The sequence below is a fragment of the Arthrobacter oryzae genome (assembly GCF_031454875.1).
GTDB lineage: Bacteria > Actinomycetota > Actinomycetes > Actinomycetales > Micrococcaceae > Arthrobacter > Arthrobacter oryzae_D.
In genome coordinates, this window is record NZ_JAVDRQ010000002.1 from 481221 (window position 1) to 499213 (window position 17993).

A 17993-nucleotide genomic window follows, 5' to 3' on the forward strand; every position below is an offset into this window, starting at 1 on the left:
ACCGGGCGGTCCGTGCAATTACCCAATGTTTGGTCCCTGACGTTAGATTAGTCCAGTGACTACCACCAATACTTCCGTCCGCAAGGCTGTCATCCCTGCTGCGGGTCTCGGCACCAGGTTCCTCCCGGCGACCAAGGCCATGCCCAAGGAAATGCTGCCCGTAGTGGACAAGCCCGCGATCCAGTATGTCGTGGAGGAGGCAGTCAGTGTTGGCCTCAATGACATCCTGATGATCACCGGCCGGAACAAGCGCGCCCTGGAAGACCACTTCGACAGGGTTCCCTCCCTGGAGTCAATGCTGGAAGCCAAGGGCGACACCACCAAGCTCGAATCCATCCAGGCCGCCAGCAACCTCGGCGACATCCATTACGTCCGCCAGGGCGACCCCATGGGCCTTGGCCACGCTGTGCTGCGTGCCAAGCAGCACGTCGGCTATGAGCCCTTCGCCGTACTTCTTGGCGATGACCTCATCGACGCCCGGGACGAACTGCTGAGCACCATGATCGAGGTCCAGGCCAAAACCGGCGGCTCCGTGGTTGCCCTCATTGAGGTGGAGCCGTCCCAGATCAGTGCCTACGGCTGCGCAGACATCGACGAAACCGATATGAACGGCTACGTGCGGATCAGGAAGCTCGTGGAAAAGCCGGACGTCGATGAAGCGCCGTCCAACCTGGCCGTGATCGGCCGCTACGTCCTGCACCCCGCCGTCTTCGACGTCCTCGAACGTACCGAGCCGGGCAGGGGTGGGGAAATCCAGCTCACCGACGCACTCCAGGAACTTGCTGCGGGAACCGGTGAAGGCTACGGCGTCTACGGTGTGGTGTTCCGCGGCCGCCGCTATGACACCGGGGACAAACTCAGCTACCTCAAGGCCTGCGTCCAGCTCGCCTGCGACAGCGATGACCTCGGCCCCGGGCTGCGCGAATGGCTGCCGGAGTTCACTTCCTCGCTGGCCAAGTAACAGTCCCATGCGGGGCAGCATCTGGCCGGTGACGCTGGAGTGCGGCGACCTTGTGCTGCGCCCCATCCGGTACCGCGACCGTAAGGAATGGATGGCGGTCCGTTCCCGGAATTCGGAATGGCTGGCACCGTGGGAGGCGTCCAACCCGGCTCCCGGAGGGGCCCTGCCGGACTACCGGCAGATGGTCAGGTCGCTCAACGCGCAGGCGGCGCAGGCCACGGCATTGCCCTTCGTGATCACCGAGCGGACACCGGGGCAGCGCGATCCCGTGATTGTTGGCCAGCTCACCGTGTCCTCCATCATCTGGGGCTCAGCGATGATGGCGACGCTGGGCTACTGGGTGGACAGGTCCTGTGCCGGCCGGGGGATTGCGCCCACTGCGGTGGCCATGGCCACGGATCACTGTTTCGGCACCCTCGGGCTGCACCGGATGGAAATCAACATCCGACCCGAAAACTCGCCAAGCCTCCGGGTGGTCGAAAAGCTCGGCTTCCGTGACGAGGGCTACCGGCCGCGGTTCCTGCACATCAACGGGGAATGGGCGGACCACCGGTCCTTCGCCCTCACCGCCGAAGAAGTTCCCGAAGGGCTGCTGGCGAGATGGCTGAAGAACAGGCCGTCCTGACCGTTCCGCCACGCCCTTTCCGACACCCTTACTGACTCCGCCCCGGACGCCCGCCGCTGTGTCATTTGTCATAAATCCATTGATTTGCCAGCTGCCCGGCGACACACCGGAGGTAATGCGAGTGCGGGGGGCGAATTGCTCATACGGTTTTGATTGTGGACTTCCCCCTTAGCAGCTCAGTGATCCTTGTTGTCGCTGTCGCGCTCTGGATTGTTTGGGTAGCCCCATATGTACTCCGGAACCGCCGGCATCAGCTGCAACCCGCCGTCGAGCTGATCCCCGAACTCAACTTCGCCGAACCCGCAGACCCCCAAGCCGGAAACGTCATGAAAATGGCCGCCCAGCAGGAGAACTCAATGGAAACCAAGCAGGCCACCGGATCCGCCCAGGGATCCCGGACCCCCGCCGCCGGCCCGGTCCCGGCGAAGGCGCGTCCGGGAGCACTAAGGATCCGGTACGGACGATGTGCGATTGCGCTCATGGCGCTGGTGTCCCTGCTGACCGGCATCGTATCCGGCGTCCTCCTCGTGTTCGGGATTGGTTGGTCGTGGCTGCCTGCAGGTTCCCTGCTGACAGCTGTGGTGGCCCTGGCATTGCTTCGACGGCTGGCCGTACGCGACAGGCGCGCCAGGATGAACGCGGCTTTCCGTGCAGCCATGACTGCACCGGAGCGCCAGATGCGTGCAGCTGTCCCGCGTCCCACGCGGGAACCGGCCGTGGATGCCCCGGAAAGCCAGCTTTTCGACGCTGAGGCGGGGAACAGGCCCACCGTGAAGCCGCTGACGGCGCTGGAACTTCGTGAAGCCGCCCTCGCCGAGGCCAAGGCCTCGGGCGATACGGCCCTGCGGACCGCCACCGCGCCGGGATCTGCGGTCAGCGCGGAATCGAGCTGGGAGCCGGTTGATGTTCCCAAACCCACCTATGTGGAGGCAGCCAAAGCCGAACGCGCAGCCCCCGAGCCGCTTGACCTGCCCGAAGCCCCGAAGGCTGCCGGCAAGCCGTCCCTGAAGCAGGGGCCGGCGGCGGCTCCGGCCGCCGGAGCCGCGTCCGCCAAGCCCCTCACCAAGGCGCAGAGCGCACTGAGCAACCTGGACGACGTCCTCCAGCGCCGCCGCGCCTGACTTGTAAATTTTGTCCCGGGCAGCCCACGCGGCCGCCCGGGGCTTTTTTGCGCCCGCAAAGAACCAGCGCGCTGCAACGCGACGTGCGCCGCGCGCCCGCCGGGCTTGCGTCGTGGGCCCGTGCCTGCCTGTAGCCTCGGAGCATGACTCGCATTTGTGTTGCCGGCGGTACCGGACAGGTTGGCCGTCAAGTCGTGCGCCAGGCGCTGACGCTCGGCCATGACGTTTCCGTCATCTGCCGTAACCCGCCGACTTCCGGCGGTCCAGGGTACGACGACGGCGCCACATACTTCCGTGCAGACGTCACCACCGGGGAAGGCCTGTCCGACGCGCTGGCCGGTGCCGCCGCCGTCGTCGTCGATTGCCTGGAAGGCAAGTCAGGCAGTGCCCTGAAGAACTTTGCCGACGGCGGCGCCCGGCTCCTTGGAACGGCGCACGCGGCCGGTGTCCGCAAAGCCGTTCTGCTATCCATCATCAACTGCGACCAGGTGCCGCTGCGGTTCTACCGGTCCAAGGCGGACAAAGAGGATGTCTACGCAGGATCGCCCCTGGAGACGGTCACCGTCCGCACAACCCAGTTTCACAGCCTTCCTGTGCAGCTGTTCGCTGCCGGCGCCCACATACGGCTCATTCCGGTGCTCAAGGGCGCGCGCTTCCAGACCATCGCTCCGGCTGAAGTGGCTACCGCACTGCTCGATGTAGCCCTCGAGGAGCCCGCGGAGGAACTCCACAGGCTCCGGACCGTGGGCGGACCCGAAGTAATCGGGATGGGTGAACTGGCGGAGACCTGGAAGCGCCACACCGGCTCCCGCGGCCGGCTTGTACGACTGCCCCTCCCGGGTGCCGTGGGCAAATTCCTGCGGGAGGGGCGGAACCTGATCCCGGAGCAGCGCTACGGAAGCGAGACATTCGGGAGCTGGCTGGCGAAGCAGGCAGATAGTTTGTAGCCTAGGGACACCGGTTTGCCTGTTTCTGAGGGAAGATCCCAAGGAACGGCGGCGGCCCGGGGGCTATAGCTCAGTTGGTAGAGCGCTTCGTTCGCATCGAAGAGGTCAGGGGTTCGAATCCCCTTAGCTCCACAAAATCAGCTCCCTGATCCGGCGCCAGCGCTGGGTCAGGGAGCTTTCTCTTTGCCGGGCACGCCCTGTGCGTCCATGCACCACCCCCTCGAGAGGACAGCAATGAGCCTTATCCGGCTGCACGACGTCAGCGTGCGATTCGACAACCACCAGATCCTTCGCGAGGCGTACTTTCGCCTGGAACCAGGCGACAGGGTGGGGCTCATCGGCAAAAACGGTTCCGGCAAGACCACGATGCTCCAGCTGATCCTTGACCGGATCACGCCGGAATCCGGAACCGTCACCGTGGAACAGGGAACCACGGTCGGTTACTTTTCGCAGTTCTCCGAGCTGAACGGGGAGTCCAGCATTACGGACGTCCTGGACGGGCTGTTCGGGGAGATCAAGGCCGTCGAAGCCGAACTGGCGTCCATCGATGGTGCCATCGCCGGGGACCCCGCCGGAGCAGAACTCGACCGGCTGATCTCCCGCCAGGCCGAACTCTTCGAGGACATGGACCGCCTGGACGGCTGGGACTACCCGCGGCGAATCGACAGGGTCCTGACGACGCTGGGGTTCAGCGACGCCCACCGGCTCTGCGCCATCGACGAGCTGTCCGGCGGCTGGCGCAACCGCGCGGCCCTGGCGAAGATCCTCCTTGAGGACCCGGACGTGCTGCTGTTGGACGAGCCCACCAACTTCCTGGACGTGGCCGGCGTCGAATGGCTCGAAAGCTGGTTCCGGGACTTCAAAGGCGCGGCGATCATCGTCTCGCACGACCGGAAATTCCTCGACGCCGTGGTCACCCGGATCATCGAAGTGGAAAACTTCCACCTGCACGAGTACCCCGGAAACTTCGGCGAATACATCATCCAAAAACAATTCCGCCTCAAAACCCTCGAGCAGCAGTTTGTGCACGAGTCCGAGCTGCTGGCGTTCGAGGCTGAAGGGATCGCCGACCGCCGCGAGGCTGCCAAGGCGGCCAGCCGCGGGCTCGGCAACCAGCTGGCGAAAATCAAGAAGTCCCGCACGCCCCGTCCCGTGGACCAGATCGTCACCGAGATCTACGGCGGCCTGCATGTCAAGGACGTCCTCTGCCGCGTGGAAGGGCTGGGCAAGTCCTACGGCGACAAGGAACTCTTCGCCGGCCTTGGCTTCGAGATCAGGCGCGGCAACCGGATCGTGGTCCTGGGCTCCAACGGCAGCGGCAAATCAACCCTCCTGAAGGTGCTCACCGGCGAGGAAGAAGCGGACACCGGCGTCGTCACCTGGGCCAAAGGACCCGGCTTCGTGTCCTACAACCGGATGCTCGAAGAACTCGACGACGCCGACACTGTTTCGCACGCAGTCAACGCGCTGCCGGACAGCCTGGCTTTCAGCGCCACCAGGAAATCGGTCAACAGGTTCCTCGCGATGTTCCAGTTCTCCGAGGCGGACCTCAAACAGAAGATCGGAAACCTTTCCGGAGGCCAGAAGGCGCGCGTCGCGATGGCCCAGTGCCTGCTTTCCGGCGCATCGGTCCTGCTGCTGGATGAGCCCACCAACCACCTTGACCTGTCCAGCACCCAGGTCATGGAGCGGGCGCTGCTACATTTCCCCGGAGCCGTGGTGGTGGTCAGCCACGACCGGTTCTTCAGCGAGAAGATCGCCAACCGGTACTTGGTCTTCGGTGCTGACACTGCCCTGCCCGGCGAAGTCGAGGTGCGCGCCGCCTGACCGTCCGCGGCCGGCGGAGCGCCCTGATCCGCCTGCCCTTGACGCCCGCCGAAGGGGAGGGGCAGAGTTATGGTGCTGCGACTGGGGGCAGATGTGTGATCTCCGGGAACCTGAGGTTCGTGATGGTTCCTTCGCCACATCCGCGATCTACCTTCAGGCAATGATGAGGAGCCACCTCATGCGCAACGGCAAGCCCACGCAGACCACGCCCAGCAACAGTGACACGATCCAGGCACGCTCCGGACGCCGCCGCAGGCGACCCGTTGCACAGCTGCTGTCGGTTCTCGTCACCGCAGTCCTGACGGCCGCAACAGCGACACCCGCACTCGCAGTATTCAACGGCAGCAGGGCGGATTCGGACGATTACGCGTGGGCGGTCAGGGTGCAGTTGGCCTACCCGGAAGGCGTTGCATCCTGCACCGGGTCCCTGATCAAGGAGGACACCGTGGTCACGGCCGCGCACTGCATCCGGAACAACGGACGCAGCCCCTCCGCCATAGACGTGACATTCCACTATGGCCAAAAACGCGATCAGTACACCATCGGCGTGGCAAGGGCCGTGCCCATGCCGCACTACGACCCGGCACTGATCAAGGACGATATCGCGCTGCTCTTCCTGCAGTCGGCCGTTTCCGAGCCGACCATCGGGCTGGCCTCCACACCGGCGCCGGTCGGCGCTGAGGTCACCGTGGCCGGTTTCGGCTGCACGGGGGACCCCTTCAAGGCGGTGGAACCCTGCGATGCGCCGCGCAGGCTCATCGAAACCCAACTGACGACGGTCCCCTCGGCGTCATGTCCGGACATCGCCGGACCCTGGCAGTTCTGTACGTATTCGCCGTACACATCGGCGAACCGCGGCGACAGCGGCGGGCCGGTCATCTGGTCCGATCACGGCGAACAGAAGCTTGTGGGGGTTACGAACGCCATTGAACTGCCGCCGGCCCCTGCCTACCTGAACCTCTCGGCGTCCATTCCCTATGAGCTGGACTGGATCAGGGCTACCGCCGGCTTGCGCTGACGGTTTTGTTTGCACCGGCCGAACAGGAGGCGGCTCGCTCATGGGCTACATCAGTGAATTGCGCGAGGTTGGCCGTGACGACGTTGCCGTGGCGGGCGGCAAGGGCGCAGGGCTGGGCGAGCTGGTACGCGCGGGAATGCCCGTACCGCGGGGATTCCTGCTGAACACAGCCGCCTACGAGCTGTACGTTCGGGAGAACGGCCTGACCAGGCTTATTCAGGCGGAAGCCGCCTTGCCGGCTTCCGCGACAACGCAGGACTACGAGGAGGCCTCCGGGCGGATCCGCGGTCTCTTCAGCGGCGGCGGGATGCCGGCGGTGGTAGCAGCCGAGCTCCGCGACGCCTACCACCAGCTGGCGGCTGGCGCAGGCGGGGAAGCCGCTGTGGCAGTGAGGTCCTCCGCCACCGCCGAAGACCTGGCCTCGGCGAGTTTCGCAGGTCAGCAGGACACATACCTCAACGTTCGCGGCAGCGATGCCCTCACGGAGGCGGTCATCAACTGCTGGGCCTCCCTCTGGACCGCGCGAGCGATGGCATACCGGGCCCGGGAGGGCATCCGGCCGGAGGACGTCCGGTTGGCCGTTGTGGTTCAGGAAATGGTGGAGGCGGATGCAGCGGGAGTGCTGTTTACCGCCAACCCTGCCACGGGACGCCGCGACCAGATCGTGATCGGCGCTGCCTGGGGACTGGGGGAGTCCGTGGTGAGCGGCGCTGTTTCCACGGACGACATCGTCGTCGACGGCCCGACAGGCAGCGTGGTGTCCCGGCGCACGGCCGACAAGGACACCATGACGGTCTACGCGGACCGGGGTACGCGCGAGGTGCCGGTGCCGCCTTCCCGCCGTCGTCAATCCGTGCTGGACGACGCCGCCGCGGCCACGCTGGCCGGCTACGGGACACGCATCGCGCAGCACCTTGGTTCCCCGCAGGACATTGAGTGGGCGCGGCGCGACGGAGAATTCTTTATCCTTCAGTCCCGGCCCATCACGGCGCTGCCCGAACCCGCGGGCGAAACGCCGACCGACTGGAGCGTGCCGTACCCGAAGGGGCTTTACTTCCGGGCGAGCATCGTGGAGCAGCTTCCCGATCCGCTGTCACCCCTGTTCGCGGACCTCATCGACGGGTCAGTCTCGCGTTCGCTGAATGCCCTGCTGGATGAGGCGTTCGGCAAGAGCAGCCTCCGTGACGGCGATCTGGGCCTGCCGGTCATCAACGGCTACGCCTATTACTACTACCGCACGTCCGGACTGTGGCGCATGATGGGCAAGCTCCCTGCAGCGGTCCGGGCCCTTATCCGCGGTGACGCCCACATGGGAATCCCCGGCTGGCGGGACTACTCCCACCCGCGCTACGTGCACGTGGTGGAATCCTGGTCCGCCAGGCCCGTTGCGGAACTCACCGGACAGGAGCTGCTCGAGGGCATGTCGGCGCTGCTTGACGCCGGTACGGTGTACTACACCGCCGTCCAGTCCATCATCCCGGTCGCTTCATCCAGCGAACTCGCCTTCCAGAAGTTCTACGACGCCTTCGTTCGGCGCGAGGCCGATCCGCCCGCCCAGACGTTCCTGCTCGGCTACGAGAGCGAACCCATCCGGGCCGAAACGGCCCTCTTCGACCTTGCCGGGTGGTCCCGCGGGGTCCCGGGACTCTCGGACGCCATCCTGGCGACGCCGACAAAATCGCTTGCCGCGGCACAACTGTCAGGAACACCTCCGGCCGGCATGGACGAAGGACTGTGGCAGCAGTTTGAACACCGCTTCCAGCTGCATTTGGACCGCTTCGGCCATGCGGTCTACAACCTGGACTTCATCAACCCCGTGCCGGCCGATGACCCGTCCCCGCTGCTGGACACACTGAAGTTCTACCTCCGCGGCCAGGGCAACGACCCGCACCGGAGGCGGGAGCTCGCGGCTGCCCGCCGGGAGGACAGCACGAATCGAATTCTGGCCCGCCTGCACCCTGCTCGCCGTGCCGCCTTCGTACGGCTGCTCCGGTGGGCCCAGGGGTCCGCGCCGATCCGCGAAGATGCTCTGGCCGACGTCGGACTCGGCTGGCCGCTGATGCGCCGGATGCTGCGTGAACTGGGGCGGCGGCTGGTCGCGGCCGGACTCATTGCCGAGCCCGATGACGTGTTCTGGCTTCGGCGCCAGGAAGCCGGCAGCGCCGTCGAATTCGGACTTGCCGACCCCAGCGGCCCGGCGGCAATCACAGGTGCTCAGCGGCCCGTGCTGGCTGAGGCGGTCGCTGACCGCAGGATGCGCTGGCGGGGCCAGCGCAAGGCCGCAGCCCCGCAGATGCTCCCCGAAATCCGGTGGCTGCAGCGCTCCATGGCCGGAATGATGCCGGAGGGATCCCAGGACCAGCAGGGGAACACGATCAAGGGTGTGGGCGCCAGCCAGGGCCGGGTCAGTGCTCCGGCCCGGGTGCTGGCCGGTCCCGAGGACTTCGCCCGGATGCAGCCGGGGGAGGTGCTGGTGGCCCGCATCACCACTCCGGCCTGGACCCCGCTGTTCGCCATGGCCTCGGCCGTAGTGACGGATGTTGGCGGGCCGCTGAGCCACAGTTCCATCGTGGCCAGGGAGTATGGCATCCCCGCGGTGCTCGGGACCGGGGTGGCGACCCGCCGGATCGCGAGCGGCCAGCAGATAGAGGTCGACGGCGACGCCGGCACCGTGACCCTGGGTCAGCCCGGAACGGCCTAGCTGCCGGAGGAGTGCCCGGCCGGCAGCTCTTCGTCTGACTCCACGCGCCGCAGCCGGGACAGCGGGCTGTCCGTGCCGAAGTCCGGGAGCGCCGTGCCGATGAGGAACAGGGTGACGTCCGCAGCGAACAAGGCGTCCATAATGTCCATGAACTTCCGCCACTCCGGCGAACCGGCAACGGCGTCGGCAGGTGCCGGAACGCCGTCCACCACCCATTCCGCGAACCGGCCCGCAAGCGATGCCACATCCCCTGCAGCCGCCCGCGTCAGTTCGGGATAGCCGATCCACAGGAGGTCCCCCTCGGCGCTCTTCGCGTCCAGCGACGTGCCCGCCACCTCCACGGTTCGCCGCTGGCCGGGGGCCGGGACGAACAGCCCGAACGTGCCCAGCTGCCGTGCTGTGCCGGGAATGATGATCCGTCCCGGCCGAAGCCCGGGCTGCGGGTCGCCCGCAAATGAATTGGTCATGCCGACGGCTCCTAGAGCCAGCCCTTCCGTTTGAAAATGATGTACATCAGTGCCGCGGTCGCGGCCATCATGGCGATGGCGAGAGGATAGCCGAGCGTCCAGTGCAGTTCGGGCATGTGATCGAAATTCATGCCGTAGACGCCGGCCACGAAGGACGGCGCGAAGAAGATTGCCGCCCACGACGAGATCTTCTTGACCTGCTCGTTCTGCTCGGCGCTCGCCTCGTTCTGCCGGTTGGCGGTCAGCGTGCCGTCCAGTGTGAGCGCATTCTGCAGGATGTCGCGGAACGAGTCCGCCCGGGAGACCAGCCGTTCCACGTGGTCCTCCACATCGCGAAGGTGGTGCTGCAGATCGGTGACCACATCATATTTGTCGAACCCGCGCTTGAGCAGCTGCATCATTGCGGGCAGCGGATGGATGGCGCGCTGGAACTGGATGACTTCGCGGGCCAGCTCGTAGATCCGGCGGGAAACAGCGGAATCGCCGCTGAACAGCTGGTCCTCGATCTCATCAATGTCGTTTTCCAGTCCTGCCACGACGGGAACGTAGTCATCCACCACCTGGTCCATGAGTGCGTAGAGCACCGCCTCCGGTCCGTGCTTCAGGAGGTCCGGGCGCTCCTCCAGGCGTTGCCGCACCCGGGCCACGCCGGCGGTTTCCGCGTGCCGGACGGTGACCACGAAGTTCTTGCCCGTGAAAATGTGGAGTTCGCCGAACTCGACGGTTTCCGTCGCGTCCAGATACCTGGCCGGACGGAGCACCGTGAAGAGGACGTCGTCATACCGTTCCAGCTTGGGGCGCTGGTGCGCGGAGATCGCATCCTCCACGGCGAGCCCGTGAAGGTTGAACTCCTTGGCCACGGCGGACATTTCAGCCTCCGTGGGCCGGTACAGTCCGATCCAGGCCATGCCCCCATGGTCCGCCAGGGTCTCGAAGGTCTGTTCAAGATTGTGCGGCTCGGCGGTGCGGTGGCCGTTGACGTACACGGCGTTGTCGATGATGGTCACGGGCCATTATCCCAGTCACTTGGCGCGTATGGCGGGCGCGGCGCTCTGGGCGAGCCTGCTGATCAGCGGCTCCGTGCGGTAGGGAATGTGCGTATGCAGCGCCAGGACAGTCTCCGTGCGGATCACGCCTTTGATCCTGAGGATTGAGCGCAGCGCCGTCTGCAGGTTGTGCGTATCCGTGGCCACCACCCGGCACCAGACATCGCCCCGCCCGGAAATCTCGTGGACCTCCAGGACCTGCGGGATCAGGCGCAAGGTGCCCACCACGCCGTCGAGTTCCCGGTGGCTGACTTCGATTGTCACGAAGGCGACCACGTCGTACCCCACCGCCTCGAGGTCGATCTCCCGCCCGCCGTCGTGCAGCAGGCCGGAGCGGAGCATCCGGCGGATGCGGGACTGCGCCGTATTGCGGGCGATGCCCAGCGAGTCGCTGAGTTCGCCGATCTGGACCCGGGGGTCCCGGATCAGTTCCAGCAGGATCTTCAGGTCCGTGCTGTCCAGGCTGTTCAAATCGTCACTCCGGTTCATCGTTGCCAGGGATCATTGACTGTTTTGATCAATTTTGGCATGGTTTTCGGTGCTGAGGGTCAGCCGTGTCCCATTCTGTAGGTATCAATTGTTTCGCCCGGACTTCGGGGCTGTTCCCATCAGGAACGGACCGGTCCGGCACTGCAGGCAAAGGCACGCTCATGACTGTCTTCAGCGAACTGCGCATGCGTCCGGCCACCGCCGGACGCTGGGCATGGGACGCTTCCACCACGGCGCGGCTCGTTATGGCGGGCGTTGTGATCTTCACGCTGCTCGTTGGCGCGAACCTCGCAACCCCGCTCTACCCGCTGCTTCAGGCCAGCCTTGGCATCGGGTCATTCGGAATCACGGTGGCGTTCTCCGCCTACGTGCTGGCTCTCGTGTCCACGCTGTTGCTGGCCGGGCACTGGTCCGACCACATCGGCCGCCGGGCGGCTCTGCTCCTGGCGGTGGTCGTTGGTCTGGCCGGCGGCTTGATTTTTGCCAACGCGGACAACCTGGCGATGCTTTCCGCCGGGCGTGCCCTTCAGGGCATCGCCGTGGCCCTGGCCACCGGTGCCAGTTCCGCTGCGCTGCGTGAACTGCTTCCCGCCCGCCCCGACTGGGCCTCGCGATTCACCCTGCTGGCATCCGCCGGGGGAGTGGCCGCCGGACCGGCCATTGGCGGCATCCTGTCCCTCCTGCCGGGACCGACATCCACGCCGTACTACCTTCACTCACTGGTTCTCATCGCCATGCTCGTCCCGCTTTGCCTGCTGAAGGCGCGGCCGGCCATCTCTTCCGTTGCCGGCCCCCAGCCGCTGAAGGTGCTCGCGCCGCGCCGTCCGTCCGTTTCGAGCGAGGCCCGCGGCGCCTTCTGGCTCGCCTCAGCCGTCGGGTTCCTCAGCTTTGCGGTGTTTGGCTTCTGCCTTTCGCTCGCTCCCGGCTACTTTGCCCAAATCGTCGACGCCGATTCCCGCCCGCTCATCGGCGTGCTCGCCGGACTCACGCTCGGCGCTTCCGCCCTCAGCCAGTTGCTGGCAGTCCGTGGGAGGTTCGTGGCGCCTGCCGGCCTTGCCGTGCTCGCCGTGTCGGTGCTCCTGATCGCCGCTGCCGCTGCCTGGAGCAGCCCGTGGCTGCTTATTGCGGCCAGCCTGGCCGCCGGCGTGGGCCAGGGGGTGTCTTTCCGGACGGTGTTCAACGACGTCGCAGGGAAAGTGGAGGCGTCGAGGCATGCGCAGATCATCAGCACTGTTTATGTGATCACCTACCTTGGCAGCGCCCTCCCCGTTATTGGTCTGGGGCTGGCGACGGCGGCGTACGGCCTGCAGGCGGCAGTCGCCGGCTTTGTGGTGATCTGCGCACTCCTGGCGTTCGTCCTCGCCGCCGTGACGACTACCCAGGCGGTCCGCCAGGCGGGCTGAGCGGACCGCCCGAACCAGGCTGGGGTCTGGGGAACGGGGAGCGCGAGCGCGGGAAGAACCGGTGGCCCTGCCGGGCTCTCGATCGGCCCGCTTGCAAAGAAATTGTTGCAAACAAAGCATTGCAAAGAAATGCTTGCAAAGGTTTCTTTGCAAGAGTATTTTTGGAGGCATGAACAGTTCAGCTGATGTCGATCTCCCGGCAAATGAGGACCAGGAGTTCCCTGTCCGCCGTGTGGACACCGTGTCGCTGAAGGCGCTCGCGCACCCGCTGCGCGTGCAGATCCTCGAGATGCTCTCGCGCTACGGGGCGCAAACGGCGTGCAGCCTGGGCGAACTGCTCAACGAGTCCAGCGGTTCCACGAGCTACCACCTTCGCCAGCTGGCCAAGCACGACTTTGTCAGGGAAGTGGAAGGTAAGGGCACGGCGCGGGAGCGCTGGTGGGAACGGCCACGCGGGGCAATCCAGATCACGTCACCGGAGCTGGCAACGTCGCCGGCAACGGAGGAAGCCTCCCGGCTGGTCACCCGCGAGTTTGAACACGGCAGGCAGGCCGTGCTGGCGGACTTTATGGCGCACGGCAACGAAAGCCTTGACGCCGAATGGCTCCATGCGGCCCTCATCAGCACTGCGAATGCGCGCCTGACCGCGGACCAGCTGGCGAGGTATACCCATGCACTGGAAGCCTACGGACACCGCCTGTTGGAGGACATCAGGAGTGAAGGCGAGCAGGAAGGCGCCCGCCCGGTGCAGATCCACCTGAATGCCTTCCCCATCCTTGGTGTACCCGCTTCGGCGGGAGGCCGGAGCCGCTCGCCGCAGCGTGCGCAAGCAGAGCGTGCGCAAGCAGAGCGTGCACAACCAGAGCGTGCACAACCAGAGAACGCACAACCAGGAAGTCCTGAAAGGAAAGTGCCATGAGCACAGCCTCCGCTACCGGTTCAGTGGCCTGCAGCCCCTACCGCCGCCCGACCGTCGTCGAGTCGGCCGCGGCCGGACTGGGCTCCGCTCTGGTCCGTTGGGCCGAACGCCGGCGTGTCATTCTCTCCGACTGGGCTCAACGCGAACGCGCCGCAAGGCTCCGCCGCGAGCAGCTGGACGTGCTGCGAAGCGACATCATGGGCGCCGCGCACTCCGGGCTCCACATCTGGCGCTAGGAGCCAGCCGCTGAGCGCGATCCGGCCGTCCTCCAGGAAACTCAGTCGGGCAGCGGCCCGTGGTTGCCCTGGATGTGGTCGAATACGAGCGTGGTCTCGGTGTGGCCCACCACGGGATCGGTTGCCAGGTTATCCAGGACCCAATCGCGCAGGTCCTCGGTGGTCGCCACAGCGATGTGCAGCAGGTAATCCACCGAGCCGGACGTGTGGAACGTGGAGAGCACGGCCGGGAGCCTCGGCACCCGGGACGTAAACCGGTCGATCTGTTCGCGGTCGTGGGCACGGAGCCTGACGGCGATGAGGGCCTGGACGGAACGCCCGATGGCCGACAGGCTCAGTTTGGCTTCGAAGCCCTGGATGATGCCGCGTTCGGACAGTGCCCGGGTACGCATCAGCGCCGTGGACGGGGCGATGCCCACGAGCTCGGCCAGCTGCTTGTTCGAAATCCGGGCGTCGTCCACCAGGGCGGCGAGCAGCCGCTCGTCGATGGCATCCAGCGGTTCGGTTCCCGCGCCGAGCCGAATATTCTTCGCACCGTTGCTCACGGGGCCTCCTCAAAGTGTGATGAGTTCATCATAAACTTCAATTTCCGACAGTTCTATTCACCGGCCCTATAAAACTCCGAATTATTGCCAGATACTTGCCGGATTCAATGGCGAATAATTCAAAGGAGTCCCGTGCATTCCCTAGACACACTGGCTGTCCACGCAGGCCGGAACGGCCTCACCGAGCAGGGCGTCCACGCCGTGCCGATTGACCTCTCCACCACGGCACCGCTCCCGTCAGTACACGACGGCGGACGGGCCTACGAACAGATGGCCACCGGCGGGGTGCACCTGGAAGGCCAGAGCACCGTCTACCAGCGCCTGTGGAACCCCACGGTTGCCCGCTTCGAAGAAGGTGTGGCGGTCCTGGAGGGCGCGCCCGAGGCTGTGGCCTTCGCAACCGGTATGGCAGCCCTCTCGGCAGTACTGCTCGCCACGGTGGCCGCCGGCAAGAAGCACGTGGTGGCGGTCCGTCCGCTGTACGGCGGCAGCGACCACGTCCTCGCCTCAGGCGTCCTGGGCACGGACGTGACCTTTGCGGCGCCGGACGGTGTCCGGTCCGCTCTGCGGCCCGACACGGGGCTGGTGATTGTGGAGACACCCGCCAACCCCAGCCTGGAGCTCGTGGATATCGCGCGGCTGGCGGCCGACGCCGACGGCGTCCCGCTCCTGGTGGACAACACGTTCGCCAGCCCCGTGCTGCAGCAGCCGCTCAGCCATGGCGCCTCGCTGGTGCTGCACAGCGCCACCAAGTTCCTCGGCGGCCACGGAGACGCGATGGGCGGAGTGGTGGCGGCTTCCCCGGAGTGGACCACGCGGCTCCGTCAGGTCCGGGCCGTGACCGGAGGCATCCTGGGCCCCTGGCCGGCGTACCTGCTCCACCGCGGCCTGGCCACGCTCCCGGTCCGCATCCGGCAGCAGCAGGCAACCGCGCACAAGGTCGCCTCGGCGCTCGCCGGCCACGGGCTGGTGAAGGCTGTCCGCTACCCGGGACTCCCGGAGTGCGATCCCCTGGGGTTAGTGGGAACCCAAATGTCCGGTCCGGGTTCGCTGATGGCATTCGAACTGTCCAGTGCGGAGCACGCTGAGAGGATCCCGGCGGCGGTCAGGATGATCACCCATGCCGTTTCGCTCGGCGGAATCGACACCCTCATCCAGCACCCGGCGGGGCTGACGCACCGGCCCGTTGCGGCCGAGGCAAAGCCCCATGCCCGGCTGCTGCGGCTGTCCGTGGGGCTGGAGGACGCCGCGGATATTGTGGCGGACCTGGTGCAGGCCATCGAGGGAACGCAGTAGCTTACTGCTCAGGCCGGCTCCGGCTGCCCGGCATTTTTCTTTCGCCGGTCACCCGAGGCGGGATGTACGACGGCGGTGATCACCGCCGTCGTACATCCCAACCCGATGACCGACAGGGCAAGCGCCGTCCAGCCGAATGACTGGAAGACCAGGCCTCCGGCCCAGCCGATGGCGCTGGAGCCCAGGTAGTACGCGAGGTTGTACAGTGAGGCTGCTTGCGCCCTCCCCGTGGCGGCGATTCCTCCGGTCCAGCCGGCCCCGATGCTGTGCGCCGCGAAGAATCCCCCGGTGAAGATCAGCAGCCCTGCCAGGATCAGCACCAGCAATTGCGTCAGGGTCAGGGCCAGGCCCAGGACCATCAGCACGATGCCGGCCAACAGGATGGTCCGCCGTCCGAACCTCACGGTGAGGCCTGCGGCCAGCCGGGACGTGACCGTCCCGGACAGGTACGCCACGAAGATGAGGCTTATCAGGGTGGCAGGAAGCCCGAACGGCTCTCCGGAGAGCCGGAATCCGAGGTAGTTGTAGACGGCCACGAAGCCGCCCATGAGCAGGAACGCCTGTACGTAGAGAGCCAGCAGGCGGGGATTGCGGAGGTGGCCGGCCAGGGTGCTTGCCGCGCCCCGGAAGCCGCTGGCCGGTGCCGAGGTGAAGCCGCGGGCGCGGGGCACCAGGAGCAGGAAGAGGACGGCGGCGGCTGCGGCCAGGATCGAGACGGCCAATGTTGCGGCCCGCCATCCCCAGAGTTCCCCCACGGGGCCGGCAACAAGCCGCCCCGCAAGTCCGCCCAGCGTGGTTCCAGCGACGTAGGTCCCTGCGGCCAGCGCGGCATGCGCCTTGTGGACTTCCTCGTTCAGGTAAGCAATGGCGATCGCCGGTATCCCGCCCAGCGCCATGCCCTCCAGCAGCCTCAGGCCCAGGAGCACGGGAAAAGTGGCGGCCAGGGGCGTAAGCAGGCCCAGGACGGTCGCAGCAGACACGCCCAGTGCCATGGCGCGGACACGGCCGATCCTGTCCGCGAGGAAGGACCACGGGATGACGGTGACGGCCAGCCCCACGGTCGCGAGGGAAATGGTGAGGGCCGCTTCGGCCGCCGTGATTTGCAGGTCTGACGCCATGATGGGCAGCACGGCCTGGGTGGAGTAGAGCTGCGCGAAGGTTGCCACCCCGGCGAACGCCAATCCCGCCAGCAGCCTTCCGTAGGCCGACGAGCCTTTCGGATGGCCCTGCCACGGCTCCGGTTTCGGAGTGGTCTGAGTAGAAAGCGCGGGCATAAAACAAGCGTAAGTGGCCGGAAGACATGCTTCCAATGCATGATTTACATAGAATAGATGGCAGAAACGGATCAATATACGGGAGGCTGGAGATGGACATCGAGCAAAAGCAGCTGGCGCAGCTGCTGCCCCTGCTTCCCGTCCTGTCCGAGCTGGGGCGGACCCAGCACGTAACGGAAACAGCGGAATTGCTGGGCATTCCGCAGTCCACCGTCAGCCGTGCGCTCGCCCGCGCCAGCGCCGTGGTGGGCACAGACCTGCTCGTCCGGGAAGGCAGGGGAGTCCGGCTGACTCCGGCGGCCAAGGTGTTGCTGCCCTATATCGACTCGGCCCTCAATGAGTTCCGGACCGGGCTGGACCTGGTGCGGCACGAGTCCGAAGTGGTGCGAGGCAGGATTGCAGTGGCGTTCCAGCACACCTTTGGCGAGGCGACGCTGCCCCTGCTGATCAGCTTCTTCCGCAGCCGCCACCCGCAGACCGCTTTCGACCTCAGCCAGGGCGCCCGGGACACGTGCCTGGCGGATCTCGCGGCGGGCGCCGCTGACCTCGCCCTGACGGCGCCCATCGCACCAGCGGGGCGGGGCATCGGCTCCGCGGCGCTGTACCGGGAACCACTGCGTCTGGTGGTGCACCATGAACACCCGCTGGCGGGCCGGACCAGCGCCCGGATGGCGGACATCAGGCAGGATCCTTTTGCGGCGATGAGGCCCGGATACGGCCTGCGCTCGCTGACGGACGCACTGTTCCGCGAAGCCGGCATCCGCCCGCGGATCGCCTTCGAAAGCCAGGATTCCCATACTGTCCGCGGCCTGGTGTCCGCCGGGCTCGGGGTCAGCATCCTGCCGCCCGGCGGGCCGGCTCCCGGCCGGACTGTTGCACCGCATACCGGCAACCTTGGCTGGGTGGAGGTGCCGCTGGTGTCTGACCTGGCATTCCGTGAAATCGGCCTCGCATGGCGGGAGCGCCGCGGCGGGCCCGAGGCCGAGCCGGACCAGGTCAGGCTGTTCCGGGAGCTGGTGGTGACGGAAGGGCCGGGGCTGCTGACCGGACTCGTCCGGTCACGTTCGGAAGGCTGACGCCCACTGCCTCATCGGGCCGGGTGTGCCGGCAGGACAACT

17 protein-coding genes and 1 tRNA gene are annotated in these 17993 nt (G+C 66.4%); 13 read left to right on the forward strand and 5 right to left on the reverse strand.

Translation table 11 applies throughout. The annotated features are described in order from the left end of the window. Window positions 1–55: 55 nt before the first annotated feature. The 8 genes from galU to J2805_RS05525 all read left to right on the forward strand — a co-directional run bounded on the left by galU (window position 56) and on the right by J2805_RS05525 (window position 9200). Window positions 56–961 carry a UTP--glucose-1-phosphate uridylyltransferase GalU gene (gene galU, locus J2805_RS05490; protein WP_309970341.1) on the forward strand — a complete coding sequence of 302 codons (906 nt, stop codon included), beginning with the start codon at window positions 56–58 and terminating at the stop codon, window positions 959–961. A 7-nt stretch (window positions 962–968) separates the two neighbouring features. Beyond that, complete coding sequence (locus J2805_RS05495; protein ID WP_309970343.1) at window positions 969–1586, forward strand: GNAT family N-acetyltransferase; 618 nt, start codon at window positions 969–971, stop codon at window positions 1584–1586. Between the two features lie 155 nt (window positions 1587–1741). Beyond that, window positions 1742–2707, forward strand: coding sequence for a dihydrolipoyllysine-residue succinyltransferase component of 2-oxoglutarate dehydrogenase complex (locus J2805_RS05500; protein WP_309970346.1), 966 nt, complete (start codon window positions 1742–1744; stop codon window positions 2705–2707). A gap of 143 nt (window positions 2708–2850) precedes the next feature. Continuing rightward, complete coding sequence (locus tag J2805_RS05505) at window positions 2851–3654, forward strand: SDR family oxidoreductase (protein WP_309970349.1); 804 nt, start codon at window positions 2851–2853, stop codon at window positions 3652–3654. Between the two features lie 59 nt (window positions 3655–3713). Beyond that, window positions 3714–3786: transfer RNA gene (locus J2805_RS05510), tRNA-Ala, on the forward strand. Between the two features lie 102 nt (window positions 3787–3888). Further along, window positions 3889–5481, forward strand: coding sequence for an ABC-F family ATP-binding cassette domain-containing protein (locus J2805_RS05515; RefSeq protein WP_309970352.1), 1593 nt, complete (start codon window positions 3889–3891; stop codon window positions 5479–5481). A 178-nt stretch (window positions 5482–5659) separates the two neighbouring features. Next, window positions 5660–6499: a S1 family peptidase gene (locus tag J2805_RS05520; protein ID WP_309970355.1), complete on the forward strand. Its 840-nt coding sequence runs from the start codon at window positions 5660–5662 to the stop codon at window positions 6497–6499. Window positions 6500–6539: 40 nt separating this feature from the next. Next, window positions 6540–9200: a PEP/pyruvate-binding domain-containing protein gene (locus tag J2805_RS05525; protein ID WP_309970360.1), complete on the forward strand. Its 2661-nt coding sequence runs from the start codon at window positions 6540–6542 to the stop codon at window positions 9198–9200. Here J2805_RS05525 and J2805_RS05530 read toward each other — a convergent pair. Genes J2805_RS05530 through J2805_RS05540 form a run of 3 tightly spaced genes read right to left on the reverse strand, consistent with a single transcriptional unit; the run spans window position 9197 to window position 11202 of the window. After that, a complete protein-coding gene (locus tag J2805_RS05530; protein ID WP_309970364.1) occupies window positions 9197–9667 on the reverse strand; it encodes a hypothetical protein in 471 nt (156 codons plus the stop codon). The genes J2805_RS05525 and J2805_RS05530 overlap by 4 nt on opposite strands. A gap of 11 nt (window positions 9668–9678) precedes the next feature. Beyond that, entirely contained in the window at window positions 9679–10674 is a 996-nt protein-coding gene (gene corA / locus J2805_RS05535) for a magnesium/cobalt transporter CorA (protein WP_309970368.1), read from the reverse strand. Window positions 10675–10689: 15 nt separating this feature from the next. Continuing rightward, entirely contained in the window at window positions 10690–11202 is a 513-nt protein-coding gene (locus tag J2805_RS05540; protein WP_309970371.1) for an Lrp/AsnC family transcriptional regulator, read from the reverse strand. Window positions 11203–11363: 161 nt separating this feature from the next. On the opposite strand from J2805_RS05540, the gene J2805_RS05545 reads away from it, so the two are divergent. From J2805_RS05545 to J2805_RS05555, 3 genes are all read left to right on the forward strand, one after another. Then, window positions 11364–12605 (forward strand): MFS transporter, encoded by a 1242-nt coding sequence (locus tag J2805_RS05545; protein WP_309970374.1) that lies wholly within the window; start codon window positions 11364–11366, stop codon window positions 12603–12605. Window positions 12606–12774: 169 nt separating this feature from the next. Further along, on the forward strand, window positions 12775–13524 hold the full coding sequence (locus J2805_RS05550) for a helix-turn-helix domain-containing protein (RefSeq protein ID WP_309970377.1): 750 nt from the start codon (window positions 12775–12777) through the stop codon (window positions 13522–13524). Continuing rightward, window positions 13521–13760: a 2-nitropropane dioxygenase gene (locus tag J2805_RS05555; protein ID WP_309970380.1), complete on the forward strand. Its 240-nt coding sequence runs from the start codon at window positions 13521–13523 to the stop codon at window positions 13758–13760. Before J2805_RS05550 ends, J2805_RS05555 begins: the two co-directional genes overlap by 4 nt. A 41-nt stretch (window positions 13761–13801) precedes the next feature. Here the strand turns inward: J2805_RS05555 and J2805_RS05560 are convergent, their stop codons facing one another. Next, on the reverse strand, window positions 13802–14305 hold the full coding sequence (locus J2805_RS05560; RefSeq protein WP_309970383.1) for an Lrp/AsnC family transcriptional regulator: 504 nt from the start codon (window positions 14303–14305) through the stop codon (window positions 13802–13804). Window positions 14306–14437: 132 nt separating this feature from the next. Here J2805_RS05560 and J2805_RS05565 point away from each other — a divergent pair, with 132 nt between their 5' ends. Next, window positions 14438–15601: a trans-sulfuration enzyme family protein gene (locus J2805_RS05565; protein ID WP_309970386.1), complete on the forward strand. Its 1164-nt coding sequence runs from the start codon at window positions 14438–14440 to the stop codon at window positions 15599–15601. 8 nt (window positions 15602–15609) lie between these two features. On the opposite strand, the gene J2805_RS05570 is transcribed toward J2805_RS05565, so the two are convergent. Continuing rightward, window positions 15610–16875, reverse strand: a complete 1266-nt coding sequence (locus J2805_RS05570; RefSeq protein WP_309970389.1) for an MFS transporter — start codon at window positions 16873–16875, stop codon at window positions 15610–15612. Between the two features lie 92 nt (window positions 16876–16967). Between J2805_RS05570 and J2805_RS05575 the strand changes: the two genes are divergently transcribed. After that, window positions 16968–17951: a LysR family transcriptional regulator gene (locus J2805_RS05575; RefSeq protein ID WP_309970392.1), complete on the forward strand. Its 984-nt coding sequence runs from the start codon at window positions 16968–16970 to the stop codon at window positions 17949–17951. The last annotated feature ends 42 nt before the right edge of the window (window positions 17952–17993 follow it).

Excerpts from the sequence above, each read along its gene's own strand:
- J2805_RS05495 (WP_309970343.1), top strand. The coding sequence starts at position 969 with ATGCGGGGCAGCATCTGGCCGGTGACGCTGGAGTGCGGCGACCTTGTG.
- J2805_RS05505 (WP_309970349.1), top strand. The coding sequence starts at position 2,851 with ATGACTCGCATTTGTGTTGCCGGCGGTACCGGACAGGTTGGCCGTCAA.
- J2805_RS05515 (WP_309970352.1), top strand. The coding sequence starts at position 3,889 with ATGAGCCTTATCCGGCTGCACGACGTCAGCGTGCGATTCGACAACCAC.
- J2805_RS05520 (WP_309970355.1), top strand. The coding sequence starts at position 5,660 with ATGCGCAACGGCAAGCCCACGCAGACCACGCCCAGCAACAGTGACACG.
- J2805_RS05525 (WP_309970360.1), top strand. The coding sequence starts at position 6,540 with ATGGGCTACATCAGTGAATTGCGCGAGGTTGGCCGTGACGACGTTGCC.
- J2805_RS05530 (WP_309970364.1), bottom strand. The coding sequence starts at position 9,667 with ATGACCAATTCATTTGCGGGCGACCCGCAGCCCGGGCTTCGGCCGGGA.
- J2805_RS05540 (WP_309970371.1), bottom strand. The coding sequence starts at position 11,202 with ATGAACCGGAGTGACGATTTGAACAGCCTGGACAGCACGGACCTGAAG.
- J2805_RS05545 (WP_309970374.1), top strand. The coding sequence starts at position 11,364 with ATGACTGTCTTCAGCGAACTGCGCATGCGTCCGGCCACCGCCGGACGC.
- J2805_RS05550 (WP_309970377.1), top strand. The coding sequence starts at position 12,775 with ATGAACAGTTCAGCTGATGTCGATCTCCCGGCAAATGAGGACCAGGAG.
- J2805_RS05555 (WP_309970380.1), top strand. The coding sequence starts at position 13,521 with ATGAGCACAGCCTCCGCTACCGGTTCAGTGGCCTGCAGCCCCTACCGC.
- J2805_RS05570 (WP_309970389.1), bottom strand. The coding sequence starts at position 16,875 with ATGCCCGCGCTTTCTACTCAGACCACTCCGAAACCGGAGCCGTGGCAG.
- J2805_RS05575 (WP_309970392.1), top strand. The coding sequence starts at position 16,968 with ATGGACATCGAGCAAAAGCAGCTGGCGCAGCTGCTGCCCCTGCTTCCC.